Source organism: Micromonospora sp. NPDC048909 (assembly GCF_040649635.1).
Taxonomy (GTDB): Bacteria; Actinomycetota; Actinomycetes; order Mycobacteriales; family Micromonosporaceae; genus Micromonospora.
The window spans coordinates 272,317-290,032 of the sequence record NZ_JBEZFU010000002.1 but is presented as its reverse complement, the minus strand read 5'-3'; the positions used below and the strand labels follow the sequence as shown (position 1 = coordinate 290,032).

The 17,716-nt window shown below is 74.0% G+C and carries 17 protein-coding genes; 7 read left to right on the top strand and 10 right to left on the bottom strand.

The features are described from left to right. Window positions 1-35 precede the first annotated feature (35 nt). Complete coding sequence (locus tag AB0C04_RS07565) at window positions 36-911, top strand: LD-carboxypeptidase (protein ID WP_357050756.1); 876 nt, start codon at window positions 36-38, stop codon at window positions 909-911. A 93-nt stretch (window positions 912-1,004) separates the two neighbouring features. On the opposite strand, the gene AB0C04_RS07560 is transcribed toward AB0C04_RS07565, so the two are convergent. Beyond that, on the bottom strand, window positions 1,005-1,889 hold the full coding sequence (locus AB0C04_RS07560) for a virginiamycin B lyase (RefSeq protein ID WP_357049862.1): 885 nt from the start codon (window positions 1,887-1,889) through the stop codon (window positions 1,005-1,007). Window positions 1,890-2,103: 214 nt separating this feature from the next. Between AB0C04_RS07560 and AB0C04_RS07555 the strand changes: the two genes are divergently transcribed. Continuing rightward, a complete protein-coding gene (locus AB0C04_RS07555) occupies window positions 2,104-2,571 on the top strand; it encodes a hypothetical protein (protein WP_357049859.1) in 468 nt (155 codons plus the stop codon). Window positions 2,572-2,849: 278 nt separating this feature from the next. On the opposite strand, the gene AB0C04_RS07550 is transcribed toward AB0C04_RS07555, so the two are convergent. The 4 genes from AB0C04_RS07550 to glnA all read right to left on the bottom strand — a co-directional run bounded on the left by AB0C04_RS07550 (window position 2,850) and on the right by glnA (window position 6,023). Beyond that, window positions 2,850-3,224 (bottom strand): VOC family protein, encoded by a 375-nt coding sequence (locus AB0C04_RS07550; protein ID WP_357049856.1) that lies wholly within the window; start codon window positions 3,222-3,224, stop codon window positions 2,850-2,852. A gap of 131 nt (window positions 3,225-3,355) precedes the next feature. Next, window positions 3,356-4,051, bottom strand: a complete 696-nt coding sequence (locus AB0C04_RS07545; protein ID WP_357049853.1) for a WYL domain-containing protein — start codon at window positions 4,049-4,051, stop codon at window positions 3,356-3,358. Window positions 4,052-4,130: 79 nt separating this feature from the next. Continuing rightward, window positions 4,131-4,556: a DUF350 domain-containing protein gene (locus AB0C04_RS07540; RefSeq protein WP_357049850.1), complete on the bottom strand. Its 426-nt coding sequence runs from the start codon at window positions 4,554-4,556 to the stop codon at window positions 4,131-4,133. A gap of 117 nt (window positions 4,557-4,673) precedes the next feature. Continuing rightward, window positions 4,674-6,023 carry a type I glutamate--ammonia ligase gene (gene glnA, locus AB0C04_RS07535; RefSeq protein WP_357049847.1) on the bottom strand — a complete coding sequence of 450 codons (1,350 nt, stop codon included), beginning with the start codon at window positions 6,021-6,023 and terminating at the stop codon, window positions 4,674-4,676. 214 nt (window positions 6,024-6,237) lie between these two features. On the opposite strand from glnA, the gene AB0C04_RS07530 reads away from it, so the two are divergent. The 3 genes from AB0C04_RS07530 to AB0C04_RS07520 all read left to right on the top strand — a co-directional run bounded on the left by AB0C04_RS07530 (window position 6,238) and on the right by AB0C04_RS07520 (window position 10,841). Beyond that, on the top strand, window positions 6,238-7,998 hold the full coding sequence (locus AB0C04_RS07530; RefSeq protein ID WP_357049844.1) for an NAD+ synthase: 1,761 nt from the start codon (window positions 6,238-6,240) through the stop codon (window positions 7,996-7,998). A 162-nt stretch (window positions 7,999-8,160) separates the two neighbouring features. Then, window positions 8,161-9,003 (top strand): 3-methyl-2-oxobutanoate hydroxymethyltransferase, encoded by an 843-nt coding sequence (panB, locus tag AB0C04_RS07525; RefSeq protein WP_357049840.1) that lies wholly within the window; start codon window positions 8,161-8,163, stop codon window positions 9,001-9,003. 488 nt (window positions 9,004-9,491) lie between these two features. Next, window positions 9,492-10,841, top strand: coding sequence for a DUF222 domain-containing protein (locus tag AB0C04_RS07520; RefSeq protein ID WP_357049837.1), 1,350 nt, complete (start codon window positions 9,492-9,494; stop codon window positions 10,839-10,841). Between the two features lie 89 nt (window positions 10,842-10,930). Here the strand turns inward: AB0C04_RS07520 and npdG are convergent, their stop codons facing one another. The 4 genes from npdG to AB0C04_RS07500 all read right to left on the bottom strand — a co-directional run bounded on the left by npdG (window position 10,931) and on the right by AB0C04_RS07500 (window position 14,559). Beyond that, window positions 10,931-11,629, bottom strand: a complete 699-nt coding sequence (gene npdG, locus AB0C04_RS07515) for an NADPH-dependent F420 reductase (protein ID WP_357049834.1) — start codon at window positions 11,627-11,629, stop codon at window positions 10,931-10,933. Between the two features lie 128 nt (window positions 11,630-11,757). Then, the gene (locus AB0C04_RS07510) at window positions 11,758-13,188 is read right to left on the bottom strand and encodes an RNB domain-containing ribonuclease (RefSeq protein WP_357049831.1); all 1,431 of its coding nucleotides are present in this window, start codon (window positions 13,186-13,188) and stop codon (window positions 11,758-11,760) included. 248 nt (window positions 13,189-13,436) lie between these two features. Beyond that, complete coding sequence (locus tag AB0C04_RS07505; RefSeq protein ID WP_357049828.1) at window positions 13,437-14,273, bottom strand: histone; 837 nt, start codon at window positions 14,271-14,273, stop codon at window positions 13,437-13,439. 82 nt (window positions 14,274-14,355) lie between these two features. After that, window positions 14,356-14,559, bottom strand: coding sequence for a hypothetical protein (locus AB0C04_RS07500; RefSeq protein ID WP_357049825.1), 204 nt, complete (start codon window positions 14,557-14,559; stop codon window positions 14,356-14,358). Window positions 14,560-14,756: 197 nt separating this feature from the next. On the opposite strand from AB0C04_RS07500, the gene AB0C04_RS07495 reads away from it, so the two are divergent. Both AB0C04_RS07495 and AB0C04_RS07490 read left to right on the top strand, forming a co-directional pair. After that, on the top strand, window positions 14,757-16,031 hold the full coding sequence (locus AB0C04_RS07495; RefSeq protein WP_357049822.1) for a M48 family metallopeptidase: 1,275 nt from the start codon (window positions 14,757-14,759) through the stop codon (window positions 16,029-16,031). A 129-nt stretch (window positions 16,032-16,160) separates the two neighbouring features. Continuing rightward, window positions 16,161-16,664, top strand: coding sequence for an NUDIX domain-containing protein (locus tag AB0C04_RS07490; protein WP_357049819.1), 504 nt, complete (start codon window positions 16,161-16,163; stop codon window positions 16,662-16,664). 62 nt (window positions 16,665-16,726) lie between these two features. Here the strand turns inward: AB0C04_RS07490 and AB0C04_RS07485 are convergent, their stop codons facing one another. Then, complete coding sequence (locus tag AB0C04_RS07485) at window positions 16,727-17,593, bottom strand: AraC family transcriptional regulator (RefSeq protein WP_357049816.1); 867 nt, start codon at window positions 17,591-17,593, stop codon at window positions 16,727-16,729. Window positions 17,594-17,716: the final 123 nt, after the last annotated feature.

The following is a 17,716-nucleotide window of genomic DNA, read 5'->3' as shown; positions in this document are numbered from 1 at the left end:
TCCGACCGCCGGTGCTGCGCCCCGGCGACACGGTGATGCTGGTGTCGCCGTCCGGGCCGACCCGACCGGAGCGGGTGGCCCGCGGCGTCGAGCTGCTCACCGGGTGGGGGCTGCGCCCGGTGCTGGCCCCGCACGTGTACGCCCGGCACGGCTACCTGGCCGGCACCGACGAGCTGCGGGCGGCGGACCTGAACGCCGCGTTCGCCGATCCGGAGGTACGCGGGGTGATCTGCACCCGGGGCGGTTACGGGGCGCAGCGGGTGGTGGACGCCGTCGACATGGCCGCCGTCCGGCGCGACCCGAAGGTGGTGGCCGGCTTCTCCGACATCACCGCGCTGCAGTTCGCGCTCTGGCGCGGGGCCCGGCTGGCCGGCGTGCACGGGCCCGGCGCGGCCTGGCTGGACGAGCGCACCCCGCTGCGCTCGGCCGAGTCGCTGCACGCCGCGCTGATGACCACCGAACCGGTGACCGTGGCCGCGGTCGCCGAGGAGGAGACCTTCGCGGTCCGCGTACCGGGCCGCGCCACCGGCCCGCTGCTCGGCGGCAACCTCTGCCTGCTCGCCGCCTCGCTCGGCACCCCGGACATGCCGGACCTGAGCGCGGCGGTGCTGCTGATCGAGGACGTGCAGGAGCCGCCGTACAAGGTGGACCGGATGCTCACGCAGCTGCGCCGGGCCGGCGCGCTGGACGGCCTGGCCGGGGTGGCCGTCGGGCAGTTCACCAACTGCGCGGACGGCTGGGAGGTCGGCATCGCCGACGTGCTCGGCGAGCGGCTCGGCGACCTCGGCGTCCCGATCCTCGGCGGCCTTCCGATCGGCCACGGTGTCGGCCAGCTCACCGTCCCCGTCGGCACCGAAGCCACCCTCGACACCGAAACCGCCACCCTCACCACCACCCCAGCCGTCCGCTGACCCCCCTTTCCCCCTCCCCGGGCGGGCGGGTTGATCAAGAGCTTCGCGTCATCGACGGCGCGGATCCTGACGCGAACCTCTTGATCACCGACGTTACGGGGTGAGCTGGGCGAGGTGGCCGGTCTCCAGGGCGACCCAGACGGTGTTGTCGGGGGCCAGGGTGAGGCCGTGCGGCTCCGAGTTCGGCGTCGGGAGGTCGTAGGTCTCGATCCGGCCGGCGGAGTCGACGTGACCGATCCGGTTGGCGCCCCACTCGGTGTACCACGCCCCGCCGGCCGGGTCGGCCACGATCGCGTGCGGGCGGGCACTCCGGTCCGGCAACGGAAACTCCTCCACCCGGCCGTCCGGGCTGATCCGGCCCAGCTGGCCGGCGGCGATCTCCACGAACCACAGGGCACCGTCGACGCCCGCGGTGATGCCGACCGGGGCGGCGCCCTCGGTGGGCAGCGGGTGCACGGTGACCGACCCGTCCAGGCCGACCCGCGCGATCGCGTTCGCCTGGTTGAGCGTGCACCAGAGCGTCGCGTCCGGCCCGACGGCGATCATCGAGGCGTACGCCCCGGTCACCGGCAGCGCGAACGTGGTCACCGTCCCGTCGGTGTCGACCCGGCCGACGGCGTCCGCGCCCATCGCGGCATACCAGAGCGCGCCGTCCGGGCCGGTCGCGATGCCGCACGGCGCGGTGCCGCTCGGCAGGGCCACCGCGCTCAGTTCGCCGTCGGTGGTGATCCGGCCGATCCGGTCGTCGCCGGAGCGGGTGAACCAGAGCGCGCCGTCCGGGCCGGGCGTGATGATCAGAGGCCGGCTCTCCGGCGCCCCCAACGACCAGGTCCGCACGGCGCCCTCCGGACCGAGCCGGGCGATGCCGCCGGCATGGACCAGCGTCAGCCACAGGGCGCCGTCCGGGCCGGTGGTGACGGCGTACGGGCCGGAGCCCGGGTCGGTCAGCGGGATCTCCCGGATCGTGGGGTCGGTCACGAGATCTGCCTCTCCGTGGTCGGTCGACCGGCCACCAGATGGCGCGGCCGGCGCTGAACGAGGGCGACTCTGCCCACCTCGGAGCGCCGATGCAACCGGATTGTCCGGTCCCGGAGCCGGATTTCCAGCTGGCTGACAGCCTCGCCACGGGTCTCGCCCAGCCGGGCTGGTCACTGTCGGTGAGGTCATTGCATCACCAACCGAGGAGGAGAGCATGAACCGCACGATCAGGAAGAAGCACCTGCTGGCCGGGCTGGCCACGGCCGGCGTACTCGGCGTGGGGATCGCGGCGCCGACCATGGCCTTCGCCGCCGACGGCGACGGCTCGACGCCGAGCGCCAGCGCCACCGAGAACGGGGACCGCCAGCAGCAGCGGGCCGACCGGCAGGCCGAGTTCGCCGAGGCGCTGGCCAAGGAGCTCGGGGTCTCCACCGACAAGGTGACCGCGGCCCTGGAGAAGGTGCGCGAGCAGCAGAAGGCCGACCGGCCGGAGCGCCCGTCCACCGAGGACCAGCAGGCGCGGCTCAAGGAGCGGCTCGACCAGGCGGTCAAGGACGGCAAGCTCACCCAGGAGCAGGCCGACGCGATCACCAAGGCGGCGGAGGCCGGCGTCTTCCCGGGCCCCGGCATGCGCGGCGGCCACGGCGGCCACGGCGGACCCGCGGGTACGCCCGGCAAGTGACCGCAGCGGGGCCGGCGGGCACCGCCCCACGGAGCGGCCGGGAGCCGGCAGGCACCGCCCCCACGCTGCGCGCCGGGGGCCGGCAGGCACCGCCCCCACGGTGCCCGCCCGGGGCCGGCAGGCACCGCGCCGACGCTGCGCTCGCGGGCCCGGCCGGCGGGAGCCCGGCCGGGCTCCCGCCGGTGCGGGCCGGTTCCGCGCCCGTCGGGTGCGGGCGGCCCTTCCCGCCGGTTCGGGCCCGGCGCGCCCGCCCCTGCTGCCGCTCGATCGAGGGCCCGTCAGGCGGCCGGCGGCGGCGCGAACACGCCGACGTGGTTGCCGGCCGGGTCGAGCAGGTGGGCGAGAGTGAGCCCGTTGTCGTTCGTCTTCACCGGCACCAGCACCTTGCCGCCGGCCGCCTCGGCCCGCCGGCAGGTCTGCGCGACGTCGGCGACCTGCACGTAGAAGATCGCGTAGTTCGGCCCGACCCCACCGGTGCCACGGATCGCCCCGCCGATGCCCTCCCCGGCGCCACCCTCGGTCGTCCGGTACGACGCACCGCCGGCGCCCTCCTCGGTGAAGCTCCAACCGAACAGGTCGCCGTAGAACCGCTGGGCCTCGTCAGGCTGCTCGGTGCCGATCTCGAACCAGGTGACGGCGTTGATGATGGTCATGTCTGGCCTCCCGTTCCGCGCGCCGGCCGGTCGGCCGGCGCCGTCAGGAACCACCCTCGCGGCCGTCCGCGACAACCCCCTGTCGGTGTTTCCGAGCCGATCTGTGCGGACCGGCCCGCCGGTGGCGTCGGTCAGACCAGGCTGAGCTGGCGGACGCGTTCCTGCGGGATGTCCAGGCAGTCGGCGTCCAGCTCGCGCTCGGTCACCCGCTCGGTCAGCGAGGTCACCGCGCGGATCCGGTCGGTGCGAAAGGCGCGGACGCCACCGCGCAGCCGGCACCAGGCCAGCAGATACCAGTGTCGGGGGTTGCCGAGATAGCCCAACGGCTCCACGTCGCGCAGCGAGTCGGCGCCGTCGCGGTCGGCGTACCTGATGCGCAGCACCCGCCCGGCGAGCACCGCGTCGGCGACGGTGGCCGGGACGGGCGCCACCGGCCCGTCGCCGATCAGGTGCACCCGGCTGGCGAGCCGGTGCGCGTCGGCGACGTCGGCGGGCGACATCACGGCGACCAGCTTGCGTAGCGCGGCGCCGGCGGCCGCGGCGAACGGGGTGCCCCGCAGCCGGTGCAGGGCCACCGCCATCGCCACCGCCTCGCCGGCGGTGAGGTTGACGGGCGGCAGGGTGCGGACGCGGTCGAGCACGTAGCCGCCGGTACGGCCCGGCTCGGCCCAGATCGGCACGCCGGATTCCTGGAGCGCACCGATGTCGCGCTCGATGGTGCGGCTGCTCACCTCGAAGCGGGCGGCCAGCCAGCGGGCGCTGCGTGGGCGCGGCGACACCGCGCGCAGCTCCTCGACCAGGGCGTAGAGACGGTCGGTGCGGTTCACTCCCGGAACCTACGTCCCCGGTACGACGCAACCGGCCAGCCCACGCGACGCCGGCCCGGCTCAGGCGACGCCGGCCGGCTCAGGCGATGCAGGCGCAGACGATCAGCGCGGCGCCGAAGTGGGTCGCGGCGCTGACCCGGGCTGCCGGGTGCGGCTCGTCGGAGCAGATGATCTCGCCCAGCCGGCCCGGGGTGAGCAGGTCCAGCACGAAGAAGGCCAGCGCCATGATGCCGAGCCCGACCAGCCCGAAGACCACCGTGGAGGCGAGTCCCTTGCCGAAGTCGCTGTAGCTGGTCAGGATCGCGGTGAACACGATGCCGGCGATGCCGAGCTGGTTGGCGGCGAGCAGCAGCCCCGCGTTGCTGTTGCGCTGCACCCAGATCAGGTCGCGCAGCCGGCCGGGGGTCAGCAGGTCCACCAGCAGGAAACCGGCCGCCAGCAGGCCGACCCCGACGACCCCGAACACCACGCTCTGCCAGGCCCCGCTGAACAGATCCTCCAGCACCGACTGCCTCCCGACCTCATACGGCCGGCGGGGGTGCCGGCGGCGTTGGTGATCGAGACGATAGCGGCAGCGCGCCACCACCGGCAGCCCCGTACGCCGCCGGCGGTGGGGACGGCGCTACAGGGACAGGTAGCGCTGCCGCTCGTACGGGGTGACCTCGCGGCGGTACTGCTCCCACTCGGCCCGCTTGTTGCGCAGGAAGAAGTCGAAGACGTGCTCGCCCAGCACCTCGGCGACCAGCTCCGAGTTGGCCATCACGTCGATCGCCTCGGACAGGTTCTCCGGCAGCGCCTCGTACCCCATCGCCCGCCGCTCGGCGCTGGTCAGCGACCAGACGTCGTCCTCGGCCCCCGGCGGCAGCTCGTAGCCCTCCTCGATGCCCTTGAGGCCGGCGCCGAGCAGCACCGCGAAGGCCAGGTAGGGGTTGGCCGCCGAGTCCGGCGAACGGACCTCGACCCGGGCCGAGTTCGGCTTGCCGTACGCCGGCACCCGGACCAGCGCGGACCGGTTGAGGTGCCCCCAGCAGACGTACGCCGGGCTCTCGGTGATCCGGTCCGGCAGCGCCAGCGGGAAGAGCCGCTTGTACGAGTTGACCCACTGGTTGGTGACCGCGGTGTACTCCCGGGCGTGCACCAGCAGACCGGCGATGAACGCCCGCGCCACCTTGGAGAGCTTCATCGGGTCGCCGCCGTCGTGGAAGGCGTTGCGCTCCCCCTCGAAGAGCGACAGGTGGGTGTGCATGCCACTGCCGGGCTGGTCGGTGAAGGGCTTCGGCATGAAGGTGGCCTGCACCCCGGTGGAGAGCGCCACCTCCTTGACCACGTGCCGGAAGGTCATGATGTTGTCGGCGGTGGTCAGCGCGTCGGCGTAGCGCAGGTCGATCTCCTGCTGCCCGGGCGCCACCTCGTGGTGGCTGAACTCCACCGAGATGCCGATCCGCTCCAGCGCCAGCACCGCCTGCCGGCGGAAGTCCCGGGCCACCGCGTGGGTGGTGTGCTCGAAGTAGCCGCCGGTGTCGACCGGGGTGGGCAGCGACCCGTCCTGCGGGCCGTTCTCGAGCAGGAAGAACTCGATCTCCGGGTGGGTGTAGAAGGTGAAGCCCTTGTCGGCCGCCTTGGAGAGCATCCGGCGCAGCACGTGCCGGGGGTCCGCCCAGGACGGCCCGCCGTCGGGGAGCAGGATGTCGCAGAACATCCGGGCGCTCTCGCCGCTGACCCCGCCCTCGAACGGGAAGACCTGGAAGGTGGTCGGGTCGGGCATGGCGACCATGTCGGACTCGAAGACCCGGGCGAAGCCCTCGATGGCCGAGCCGTCGAAGCCGATGCCCTCCTCGAAGGCCGCCTCCAGCTCGGCGGGCGCCACCGAGACGCTCTTCAGCGTGCCGAGCACGTCGGTGAACCACAGCCGGACGAACCGGATGTCCCGCTCTTCCAGCGTACGGAGGACGAACTCCTGCTGACGGTCCACTTCCACCCCTCGCGACACTCTTGTCCGCCTCCGGCGGGGCCGGTGCGGCCTGACGAACCAGTCTTCACGTGCCTGGTTACGCCGACGTTACGCGACCCACCCGGACCCGTCCTGCGGTGTCCCGCCGCCCCGGGCCCGGCGGTGACCTGCGGGGTGGCCGGCGTCTCCGGCCGCCGACCGTGTCGCCCCCGGCGGGCTGGGGCAAGATGAGGACATGCCCACCCTGCGTATCGCCCTGTCACAGGTCAACCCGACCGTCGGCGACCTCGCCCGCAACGCGCAACTGGTCCGCAGCTGGACCCGCCGGGCCGCCGACGCCGGCGCCCAACTGGTCGCCTTCCCCGAGATGATGCTGACCGGGTACCCGGTGGAGGACCTGGTCTTCCGCCGGTCCTTCGTGGGGGCGTCCCGGGCGGCGCTGGACCGGCTCGCCGCGGACCTCGCGGCCGACGGGCTGGGTGACCTGCCGGTGGTGGTCGGATACCTGGACGCGGACGGCCCGCCGCAGGTCAGCTCGGACGCCGAGCCGGGCCGCGGGGCACGCAACGCCGCCGCCGTGCTGCATTCCGGCACGGTGGCCGCCACCTACTTCAAGCACCACCTGCCCAACTACGGCGTCTTCGACGAGGACCGCTACTTCCTGCCCGGCGACATGCTCACCGTGGTGCGGATCGGTGGGGTGGACGTCGCACTGACCATCTGCGAGGACCTGTGGCAGGCCGGCGGCCCGTTCGCCGCCGCCCGGCAGGCCGGGGTCGGCCTGGTCGTCAACATCAACGGCTCGCCGTACGAGCTGAACAAGGACGACATCCGGCTGCCGCTGGTCCGGCGCCGCGCCGCCGAGGCGGGCGCCGCCATCGCGTACGTCAACATGATCGGCGGTCAGGACGAGCTGGTCTTCGAGGGCGACTCGATGATCGTCGCGGCCGACGGGGAGTTGCTCACCCGCGCCCCGCAGTTCGTCGAGCACCTGCTCGTACACGACGTGGAGCTGCCCGCGGCCGGGGAGCCGGTTGCCGACGGCACCCAGATCGCCGATCGAATGCGGGTGGTCCGGGCGACGGTGGGCGAGAGCCTGCCGACGCCGGCCGGCCCGACGGCGGTCGGCGGGCTGATCGAGCCCGTCGCCGACGAGGCCGAGGTGTGGCAGGCGCTGGTGCTGGGCCTGCGCGACTACGTCAACAAGAACCACTTTCCGTCGGTGGTGCTCGGCCTCTCCGGGGGCATCGACTCGGCCGTGGTGGCCGCGCTGGCCGTGGACGCGCTCGGGCCCGACCGGGTGGTCGGGGTGTCGCTGCCCAGCCAGCACTCCTCCGAGCACTCCCGGGAGGACGCGGCCGACCTGGCCAAGCGGACCGGCCTGGACTTCCGCATCGAGCCGATCCAGCCGATGGTGGACACCTTCCTGGCCAACATGTCGCTCTCCGGGCTGGCGGTGGAGAACCTCCAGGCCCGGGTACGCGGCGTGATCCTGATGGCGCTGTCCAACCAGGAAGGCCACCTGGTGCTGACCACCGGCAACAAGAGCGAGCTGGCGGTCGGCTACTCGACGCTGTACGGCGACTCGGTGGGCGGGTTCAACCCGGTCAAGGACGTCTGGAAGACGTTGATCTGGCGGCTGGCCAAGTGGCGCAACGCTGACGCCGCCCGGCGCGGCGAGACCGCGCCGATCCCGGAGAGCTCGATCGGCAAGCCGCCGAGCGCCGAGCTGAGCCCGGGGCAGCTCGACAGCGACACGCTCCCCGACTACGACGTGCTCGACCCGATCCTGATCGGCTACGTCGACGGCGACCTGGGCCGGGACGGGTTGGTCGAGGCGGGGCACGACCCCGCGGTGGTCGACAAGGTGCTGCGGATGGTGGATACCGCCGAGTACAAGCGCCGGCAGTCCGCTCCGGGCACGAAGATCTCGATGAAGGCGTTCGGCCGGGACCGGCGGCTGCCGATCACCAACCGCTGGCGCGAGGACGGCTGACCGGGCCCACTTCCTCGGCCGGGTGGGCCGTGGCCAGCGCCGAGGTCGGGCCCGCATCCGGAGTGAAATCCTCCACTGCGCTCTGCCGCCGCCCGGTCGTCCGGTGCGACGATCGGGCGGAACCCGGGGACCGCGCAGGCGGCCTCGAGGAAGGAGAGAGCCATGGAATCCACTCCGAGCGAGGTGACCGCCCTCTACGGCGGCCCACCCACCCGGCGGGTGCGTACCCGCGACCTGATCGCCGCCAAGGAGCGCGGTGAGCGGTGGCCGATGCTCACGTCGTACGACCAGTACACGGCGTCGCTCTTCGACCAGGCGGGTATCCCCGTGCTGCTGGTCGGCGACTCGGCGGCCAACAACGTCTTCGGCTACGAGACGACCGTCCCGGTGACCGCCGAGGAGCTGCTTCCGCTGGTACGCGCGGTGGTCCGGGCGACCCGACAGGCGCTGATCGTCGGCGACCTGCCGTTCGGGTCCTACGAGGAGGGGCCGACCCAGGCGCTGCGTACCGCCGTCCGGTTCATGAAGGAGGGCGGCTGCCACGCGGTGAAGCTGGAGGGCGGGCGTCGCTGCGCGGCCCAGATCGCCGCGATCACCGGCGCCGGCATCCCGGTGATGGCGCACATCGGCTTCACCCCGCAGAGCGAGCACGCCATCGGCGGCTACCGGGTGCAGGGGCGCGGCGAAGCGGCCGACGAGGTGATCGCCGACGCGCGGGCGGTGGCCGAGGCGGGCGCCTTCGCGGTGGTGCTGGAGATGGTGCCCGGCGAGGTGGCCAAGCGGATCACCCACGAGCTGCACATCCCGACCGTGGGCATCGGCGCCGGCCCGGACACCGACGCCCAGGTCCTGGTCTGGCAGGACATGGCCGGCCTGCGCACCGGAAAGGCACCGCGCTTCGTGAAGCGCTACGCCGACCTGGCCGGCGCCCTGACCGACGCGACCCGCCGCTTCGCCGACGAGGTACGCGGCGGCGACTTCCCCACCGCCGAACACACCTTCTAGCACGGCCACCGGCTGGTACAGCCACCCGGCTGTAGCGCCACCCGGCGGTCGATCCTCGGTCGCCGGTTCGAGGACGGACGGCGGGTCCCGGCAGCACTGTTCCCGGGACCCGCCACCACACTCGATCAGCGCCAGCTTCAGCACCGTCGGCGCGGCCGCAGCCCGCTGGGATCCGGACTCGAACCTGGGCCCCCGAACCCAGGCTCCAGCTCGATCCCGGGTTCCCGCGCCGATCCCGGCAGGTCTCAGCTCCATCCCACACCCGGCGCCGACACCAGTTTCGGACCTGACTCCGGGTCGCGCCCAGCTCCCTCCCCACGTCCAACTCCGGCCCGGCCCCGCATTCGCACCCGCCCCGGAATCCAACAGCGGCCTCGAGCCTCCGCTCCGGCCCCGGCTCCGGCTCCGGCTCCGGCTCCGGCTCCGGCTCCGGCTCCGGCTCCGGCTCCGGCTCCGAAATTGTCGTACATCTGTTCTAATCTGGGTTGGTGATCGATGAGTTGGCGCGGGCGGAGGTGGCGACGCGGCCGTGCGTGGCCGCGGCCACCTGGGCCATGCCTGAGCGGCAGCTCGTCGAGGCGCTCGACGCCGCGCACCGGCTGGAGCAACGGTTGGCGGCGATCAAGCTGGCCCTGGTGCGCGAGCTCGACGGGCGCGGCGTCGCGGTCGCCGAGGGCGCGACGTCGACCGCGACCTGGCTGCGTGACCGGTTGCGGCTCACGGTTCCGGCCGCCCGCCGGCTGGTCGATCTAGCCGCCGCGCTCGACGACGGATCGCCGGTGGTCCGCGAGGCCCTCGCCGAGGGCCGGATCGACGCGGAGCAGGCCCGGGTGATCGCCGCGACGATGGCCACGGTCAACACGACGGCCGGCCCGCAGGCCGCCGACCAGGCGGTCGGCATCCTGCTGGAGTGGGCCGATCAGTTCGACCCGTCCCTGCTGCGCAGGCTGAGCTCCCGGATCCTCGACCACGTCGCGCCCGACATCGCCGAGGCCGCCGCGGGCAAGGCGCTCGACGCGGAGACCGCCCGGGCCGCCCGCGATCGCCACCTCACCCTCTCCGACCTGCACGACGGGCGGCTACGGCTGACCGGCAGCCTCGACGCCGAGACCGCGGCACTGCTCCGCGCCGCCATCGAGCCGCTGACCGCGCCCTCCGGTCCCGACGATGGCCGCTCGCCCGGGCAACGCCGACACGACGCGCTGGGCGACGTCTGCCGGCTCGCCCTGCGCACCGGCGAGCTGCCCGAGCACGGCGGGGAGCCGGCACAGATCGTCGTCACGACGTCCTACGACGCGCTCGCCGGCCAACTCGGGGCCGGCACACTGGACACCGGCCTGGCGTTGCCCGCCGAGACCGTCCGTCGACTGGCCTGCGACGCGGGCGTGCTGCCCGCCGTGCTCGGTGGCACCGGTCAGGTGCTCGACGTGGGGCGGCAACGCCGGCTCGTCTCCGGGCCGCTGCGGCGGGCGCTGATCCTGCGCGACGGCGGCTGCGCCTTCCCTGGCTGCGATCGTCCGCCCCGCTGGTGCGAGGGCCACCACCTGCGCCACTGGTCCCACGGCGGCCGCACCAGCCTGACCAACGCGGTGCTGCTCTGCCGCCACCACCACCGCCAGGTGCATCACCACGGCTGGCAGGTCCGCCTCGCCGGCGACGGGCATCCCGAGTTCGTCCCGCCCGCCTGGCTCGACCCGCACCAACGCCCCCGCCGCAACCGCCACCACCGCCCCGCCCACCGGCGGGACCGGCCCCAGGCCACCCGTCCGGCCGGTACCCCCCGGCGGCCCCTCGGCCGATCGCCCCGCAGAACGCCAGCCCAACCCCGACCACCGTGACCGGCCCAACGCCCCAGCCCTGGCCCGGGTAGACAGTCGCTGCCGGCGCAGGCACCGCCCCGGGCGCAGGCAAGACGGCCGGCGGCACGTCACAGGTCGGTGACGCGGATTCCGGCGTGGGCCTTGTAGCGCTTGTTGATGGCGATGAGGTTGGCGGTGAACGCCTCGATCTGGTGGGCGTTGCGCAGCCGTCCGGCGTAGATGCCCCGCATGCCGGGGATCTGGGCGGCGAGCGCGGCGACCACGCCCACCAGTTCCCGGTCCTCGGTGCAGATCAGCACGTCCAGGTCGATCCGGTCGATCTGCGGGTCGGCGAGCAGCGGCGCGCTGACGTGGTTGAACGCCGCGCACACCCGGGAGTCGGGCAGCAGACCAGCGGCCTGCTGCACCGCGCTGCCTTCGGGGACCGCGAGGGCGTACGGGCCCTGCTTGTCGAAGCCGAGCGGGTTGACGCAGTCCACGACGATCTTGCCGGCGAGCGGCTCGGCGAGGGCGGCCACGATCGCGGCGTGCCCGTCCCACGGCACGGCGATGATGACCACGTCGCTGCGCCGGGCGACCTCGTCGTTGTCCGCGCCGGTGACGCTCGTGCCGGCCGGCACGCCGGGCAGCGCGGCGATCTCCTCGGCCGACTGGGCGGCCCGCTCGGCGGAGCGGGAGCCGATCAGCACGTTCTGACCGGCCCGGGCGAACCGGTAGGCAAGGCCCCGCCCCTGGTCACCGGTGCCGCCGATGATGCCGACGGTCAGCCCGGAAACGTCGGGCAGCGTGCTCGCGTCGTATGCCATGGGCCCATCCTCGCAAACCCGGCGGGCCGGCAGCAGCGCCCGATGATGTGACACTTCCCGCTGCCCCGACCGCGCCCCGCGGTCAACGGCACACCGGGCCGACTCGGCGGGTGCCGGTCCCGGCGCGGTCAGGCCCGCTCGAAGAGTACGGTCCGCGCGGCCGGGTCGGCGGTGACCAGGCGGACCCGGATCCGCTCGCCGAGCGGCAGTTCGCCGAGGCAGCGGGCGCGCACCGGTGGGGCGTCGAGAGCCACGGTGCCACCCGGAGGGCGGGGTCGGGACCGGCCGTTCGGCGGCGCGTCGACATCCAGCACCGCCGCGTCGAAGGTCTCCCCCACCCGGTCGGCGAGCAGCACGGCCTCGGTGAGTTCGACCGCCCCGCGGGTGGCCGCGGAGGCCGTCCGGTCGGTGGTGGCCATGACCTCGGGCAGCCGGGGCAGCGCCGCGCGGGCCCACTCCGGCACCTGCCGGCCATCGTGCAGGGCCAGGCAGACCTCGGTCGCGTACCGGTCGGCCAGCCGGCGCAGCGGCGCCGTGACGTGGGCGTACGCGGCGGCGACCCCGCCGTGTGCCGGTTGCTCGGGCAACTCGCCCTCGAAAGCGGTGTACGCGGCGCCGCGCATCAACTCGGCCGCCTGGTCGATGAAGGCCGCCGCCCGCGGCTGCGCCGGGTCGAGCCCGGCGATCACCTCGCCGGCACCGGCGCCGTCCGGCCAGCGCACGCCCAGCGGCGCGGCGGCGGCGCGCAGCCGCTGCACGGCGTCCGGCTTCGGCGGTGGCATCGTACGCAGCAGGCCGATCCGCCCGGCGAGCATGATGTCGGCGGCCGCCATCCCGGTCAGCAGGGAGATCTGCGCGTTGTGCTCTTCCAACGGCACCGGCCCGCGCAGCACCAGCCGCCAGCCGTCGCCGTCAGCCTCAACGTCCTGCTCGGGCAGCGGCAGGTTGATCGCGCCCCGGCGCAGCCCTCGGGCCGTGAGCCGGGCGCCGATCTCGGGCAGCAGGGCGATCGGCTCGGGCAGCCGGCCGGCGTCGGCGTCGGCTTGGGCCCCGGCGTAGTCCAGTTTGGCCCGGCTACGGACGAGGGCGCGTTCCAGCGCGACCGTGACGGTTCCGCCGTCGGCGTCCAGGTCGATGGTCCAGACGACCGCCGCCCGGTCGACGTCGGGCAGCAGGCTCGCCGCACCCTCGCTGAGCGTCTCCGGATGCAGCGGCACGTTTCCGTCCGGCAGGTAGACGGTCTGCCCCCGCCGCCAGGTCTCCTCCTCCAGCGCACCGCCGGGCTGGACGTGCGCGGCCACGTCGGCGATCGCGTACCGCACCCGGTAACCGCCACCGGGACGGCGGGCGAGGTGCATCGCCTGGTCCAGGTCACGTGAGCCGGCCGGGTCGACGGTGACGAAGGGGACGTCGGTGCGGTCCGCGGCCGGGCGCGGCGGTGCCGCCGCGGCGGCGTCCGCCTCCCGCTGCGCCGCGGCCGGGAACTCCTCGGGCAGTCCCAGCTCGCGGCGGAGCGCGGCGAAGTCGATGCGGGGCGCGAGCACGCGTCGGATGACCACGGGTCCATCCTGACAGTGCGGCCGATGATCCGCCTCCATCGGCAGCCCGCGGAGCGGCCGCCACGACGCTCAGGCCAACCGATCGGCTGTGGCGATGCCCGGCCAGCCGATCGTCCAAGGCCATGCCTCGGCCAGCCGATCGTCCAAGGCCATGCCTCGGTCAGCCACGGCTCAGCGACGCGCGAAGTGTGGCCCGCCACCTGGTGGGGCCCGCCGGTCGACCGCGGCGTGCCGGGCCAGCGGGTCGACTACCGGCCGGCCGTCCGGGTGCCGCGCGTGGTGGTGGCCCGGGTCGCGGTCGTCCGCGGCGTCGCCTTCGTGGCCGCCGTCGTCCGCTTGGTGGTCGTCTTGGCGGCGGTCTTGCGGGCCGGGGCCTTCTTCGCGGCGGTCGCGCCGGTCGCGCGGGTCGCGGCAGTCGTACGGGTCGCGGCGGTCGGGCGAGCCGTGGTCGTCTTGCGGGCCGACGCCTTCTTCGCGGCGACCGTACGGGCCGCGCCGGTCGGGCGGGTGGTGGCGGCCGGGCGGGTCGTGGCGGCCGTCGTCTTCTTGGCGGCCGGCGCCTTCTTTGCCGGTGCCCGCTTGGCCGGAGCCTTCTTCGCCGGGGCCTTCTTCGCCGCGGTGCTGGTCTTGCGCGCGGTGGCGGTTGCGGTCTTCTTCGCTGCCCCGGTGGTCTTGCGGGCCGCCGCCGTCGTCTTCTTCGCCGCCGAGGTGGTGGTGCGCTTCGCGGTGGTCGTGGTCTTCTTCGCGGCGGCGGTGGTCTTCCGGGCGGTCGAGCCGGCCTTCTTCGCGGCGGTCGAGCTCTTCGCCGGCGCCTTCTTCGCGGTCGCGGTGGTCTTCCGGGCGGTGGTCGAGGCCTTGGTCGCCGCCTTCTTGGCGGGGGCCTTGGCCGCGGTCGTCTTCTTCGCCGGAGCGCGCCCCGCCCCACCGGCCGCCTTCTTGGCCGGTGCCTTCGCGGCCGTTCCGGTGGCGGCCCGGCGCGCCGGGGTGGTCCGGCTGGCAGCCGTGTTCCGCTCCGCCGCGGCGGTCTTCTTCGCGGTGGTACGTCTGGCGGCCGGGCGCGTGGTGGCCTTCGTTGCTTCGGCCATCTCGGTTCCCTCCTTGGGGACGTGCTCTCGCGTGTCTCCACGCTGAGCACTGAGTACCTCGACACGGGCCGTCCCGCGCCGTCTACCTGTCCTCCCCGGCCCAACGGGCGTCCTCGGCATCCCACGCTTCGTTACGCTCCTGCACCCGCTGCAGTGCGTTCTCCGCGTCGGCAGCCGAGGCGTACGGGCCGAGGACGTGCTTCGCCGGACACACGTCGGCGTCGGTCTCGACCCGGTGGTGTCGGGTGCACCAGTAGTAGTGCCCACCACGTCCGCTGTCGCTCATGGGATCACTGTGCACCGCGAGCCACCCGACCGCCACCGGAACACCGCAAGTCGCCGCTGCTCTCCACAGTAGATCCGGTGCCGCCGACTTGGGTCGAAATCCGGCAAATAGGGCAGCGAAGAAATCCGAGACCCGTCCGCCGAGTCGGCTGAACGGACGGTTCCGGTGCGCGCCGGCGCTGGGCAGGATCGGGCTTCATGATCATCACCACGTCCGCCGCCGGCCGCTGCCCGACCTGTGGCGCCGCCACGGTCTCGGTGGACGACGCCGAGCCCTGGTGCGCCGGGTGTGAGTGGAACCTCGACGCGTACGACCGGCAGCGGAGGGCGCCCGAGTTCGGGTGGGCCTGGGTGGACCGGTGGAGCCACCGTCTCGGGTACCGGTTGACCCGACGCCAGTTCACCCACCTGGCCGGTCGTCCGCTCGGCACGGACGGACGCAGCGCCGCCGCCATGGTGACCGCGGGCGTCTCCGTGCTGCTGATCGGTGCGGTGCTGGCGCTGGCGGTCACCGGGATCTGGTTGATCGTGGCGTTCCCGTTCCCCAATGTCGCCATCCTGCTCGGCGTCGCGCTGCTGGGACTGGCCGTCGCGCTGCGGCCCCGGTTCGGCCGGCTCGACCCGGAGCTGGAGGTGCTCTCCGCCGACCGGGCGCCCGAGCTGTTCGCGCTGGTCGACGAGGTGGCAGCCGCGATCGGCACACCGAGCCCGCACGTCATCGGCGTCAACGGCGACCTCAACGCGTACGCCGGGGCGGTCGGGCCGCGTCGGCGCCGGGTGCTCTGCCTCGGGCTGCCCTGGTGGGGCGCGCTGAGCCCGCCGGAACGGGTCGCGTTGCTCGGGCACGAACTCGGCCACTTCGGCAACGGCGACCCGCGCCGGATGGTGCTCACCCAACCCGCGTTCACCATGCTCGGCTCGGCCGCCGACCTGGTCCGGCCGGTGGACACCGTCGCCGGCGGCGGCATCATCGAGATGATCGGTGAGGCGCTCGGCAAGGCGTTCCAGTGGACGCTGTCCCGGCTGCTCTTCGGCGTACACCTGGTGTTGGTCGCGGTGGCGCTGCGGGACAGTCAGCGCGCCGAGTACCTGGCCGACGAGATGTCGGCCCGCGTCGCGGGCACCGACGCGGCAACCAGCCTGCTGGACACCGCGCTCGGGCACGAGTCGGTGGCCCTGGCCGTACGTCGGGAGATGCGGGCCGGGCACGGACCGCAGCGATGGCGCAGCGCGGTGGCCGAGTCCCGGGCCGCGGCGAGCGGCCGACTGTCGCTGCTGCGCCAACTGTCGGTCCGGGAGGAGTCCTCGCTCTTCTCGTCGCATCCGCCGTCCGGGTTGCGCCGCCGGATGCTCGCCGAGCGACCCCGGCACGACCCGCTGGTGGTGCTCACCGAGGAGCGGACGGCGCGCATCGACGCCGAGTTGGCCAAGGAGTACGAGCAGATCCGCCGGGCCGTCGCCTGGTCGGGCTGAACCGGACCGGCCGAGCGGACGGGCCGAGCGGACGGGCCGGACCGGGAGAGGCCAGGCCGGGCCGGAGCGGCCGACGCGCACGGCTGACCGTGACGGATCCGCGGTGGCGGTTGCGGTTATGGTCTGCCGATGGGCGTACCGGACTACATCCTGCGGATGCGCAAGCACGTCGGCCACGACCTGCTCTGGCTGCCGAGCGTCAGCGCCGTGGTCCGCAACGAGGCCGGTGAACTGCTGCTCGGCAAGCGGTCCGACGACGGCCGCTGGTCGGTGGTGAGCGGGTTCGTCGAGCCGGGCGAGCAGCCGGCCACCGCCGTCGTCCGGGAGGTGCAGGAGGAGACCGGGCTGGACGTCGAGCCGGTCCGGCTCGCCAGCGTCGTGTCGCACCCGCACACCTACCCCAACGGCGACCGCTGCGAGTACCTGAACCTCGGCTTCCAGTGCCGCCTGCTCGGCGGTACGGCGCGGGTCAACGACGACGAGTCCGAGGCGGTGCAGTGGTTCCCGCCGGACCGGCTGCCGGAACTCGACGCGCACGCCCGGCTGGTCATCGCGCACGCGCTCGGCACCGCGGATCGCGCCTGGTATCTGCCCGCCGGCACGGTCTGGGACGACCGGGACGGGCCTCGGTAGGCCCGCCCCGGTCCCCGCGTCGCCGAGAGGTAGCTGGTGAAGTGACGGCGGCGCCGCCAGGCTCAGGCGGGAACCCGCTCCACCGGGATCCACAGCTCCGCGTCCGCCTGGGTGCCGTCCGCCGAGAGCCGGGTCCGGGAGATCTCCGGCCCGGGCCTGCTGCGGTACGGGTTGGACGGGAACCACTGGGTGAAGACGTCCCGCCAGAGGTACTGCACCGCCTGCGGGAACGCGCCGGAGGTCTCGAAGACGGCCCAGGCGCCGGCCGGCACCTCGAGCGCGTCCATGTCCCCCGGCACGTCCGCGCCGGTGACCACGCCGTGCCAGTAGTCCAGCTCGCTGCCCTCGGCGCGGTCGCCGGCGAGGTTGTCGCTGACGTTCACCACGCCCGCCGGTTCCTGGTCGGAGAGCGCCTCCATCCGTTCGACGGTCTCCCGCTCGATGCCCTTGATGAACGCGACGATGGCCGGGTTCATCCCCTCGTGCACCAGCGGCACCCGGGCGCGGCGGCCCACCAGCCGGAACCCGTCCTTCTGCACGATCCGGTATCGCATGCTGCTGCTCCCTTCGACGGTGAGGCGGAAGGACATCCGGGGCTGGGCGCTCAGCGCGGCTCCGGTCCGCCGGGCCTCGCCCGGGCCGACCCCGTGCACGGCCTGGAACGCCCGGGCGAACGCCTCGGCGGAGCCGTAGCCGTAGCGCACCGCGATGGCGAGCAGCGTCTCCTCACCGGCGAGCACCGCGGCCGCCGCGACGGTGAGCCGCCGACGCCGGACGTACTCCGACAGCGGCAGGCCCGCCAGCGCGGAGAAGAGCCGGCGGAAGTGGTACTCCGACGTCGTCGCGATCCGGGCCAGCTCGGCCACCTGGATCGGCTGGTCGAGGTGCTCCTCGAGGTACGCCATCGCCTGGTTGAGTCGCTCCAGCACCTGGGCCTCCTTCCCTTGTCCACCGCGACGCTAGGCGGGACCGGGGTGGCCGGACCCGACTATCGGTGCCCGATGCGGTCGGGTGGCACCACCCCCAGGCCGCCGGCCGGGGGCGTCCTGCGT

Excerpts from the sequence above, each read along its gene's own strand:
- AB0C04_RS07565 (WP_357050756.1), top strand. The coding sequence starts at position 36 with ATGCTGGTGTCGCCGTCCGGGCCGACCCGACCGGAGCGGGTGGCCCGC.
- AB0C04_RS07555 (WP_357049859.1), top strand. The coding sequence starts at position 2,104 with ATGAACCGCACGATCAGGAAGAAGCACCTGCTGGCCGGGCTGGCCACG.
- AB0C04_RS07550 (WP_357049856.1), bottom strand. The coding sequence starts at position 3,224 with ATGACCATCATCAACGCCGTCACCTGGTTCGAGATCGGCACCGAGCAG.
- AB0C04_RS07530 (WP_357049844.1), top strand. The coding sequence starts at position 6,238 with ATGCCCACCCTGCGTATCGCCCTGTCACAGGTCAACCCGACCGTCGGC.
- panB (WP_357049840.1), top strand. The coding sequence starts at position 8,161 with ATGGAATCCACTCCGAGCGAGGTGACCGCCCTCTACGGCGGCCCACCC.
- npdG (WP_357049834.1), bottom strand. The coding sequence starts at position 11,629 with ATGGCATACGACGCGAGCACGCTGCCCGACGTTTCCGGGCTGACCGTC.
- AB0C04_RS07505 (WP_357049828.1), bottom strand. The coding sequence starts at position 14,273 with ATGGCCGAAGCAACGAAGGCCACCACGCGCCCGGCCGCCAGACGTACC.
- AB0C04_RS07500 (WP_357049825.1), bottom strand. The coding sequence starts at position 14,559 with ATGAGCGACAGCGGACGTGGTGGGCACTACTACTGGTGCACCCGACAC.
- AB0C04_RS07495 (WP_357049822.1), top strand. The coding sequence starts at position 14,757 with ATGATCATCACCACGTCCGCCGCCGGCCGCTGCCCGACCTGTGGCGCC.
- AB0C04_RS07490 (WP_357049819.1), top strand. The coding sequence starts at position 16,161 with ATGGGCGTACCGGACTACATCCTGCGGATGCGCAAGCACGTCGGCCAC.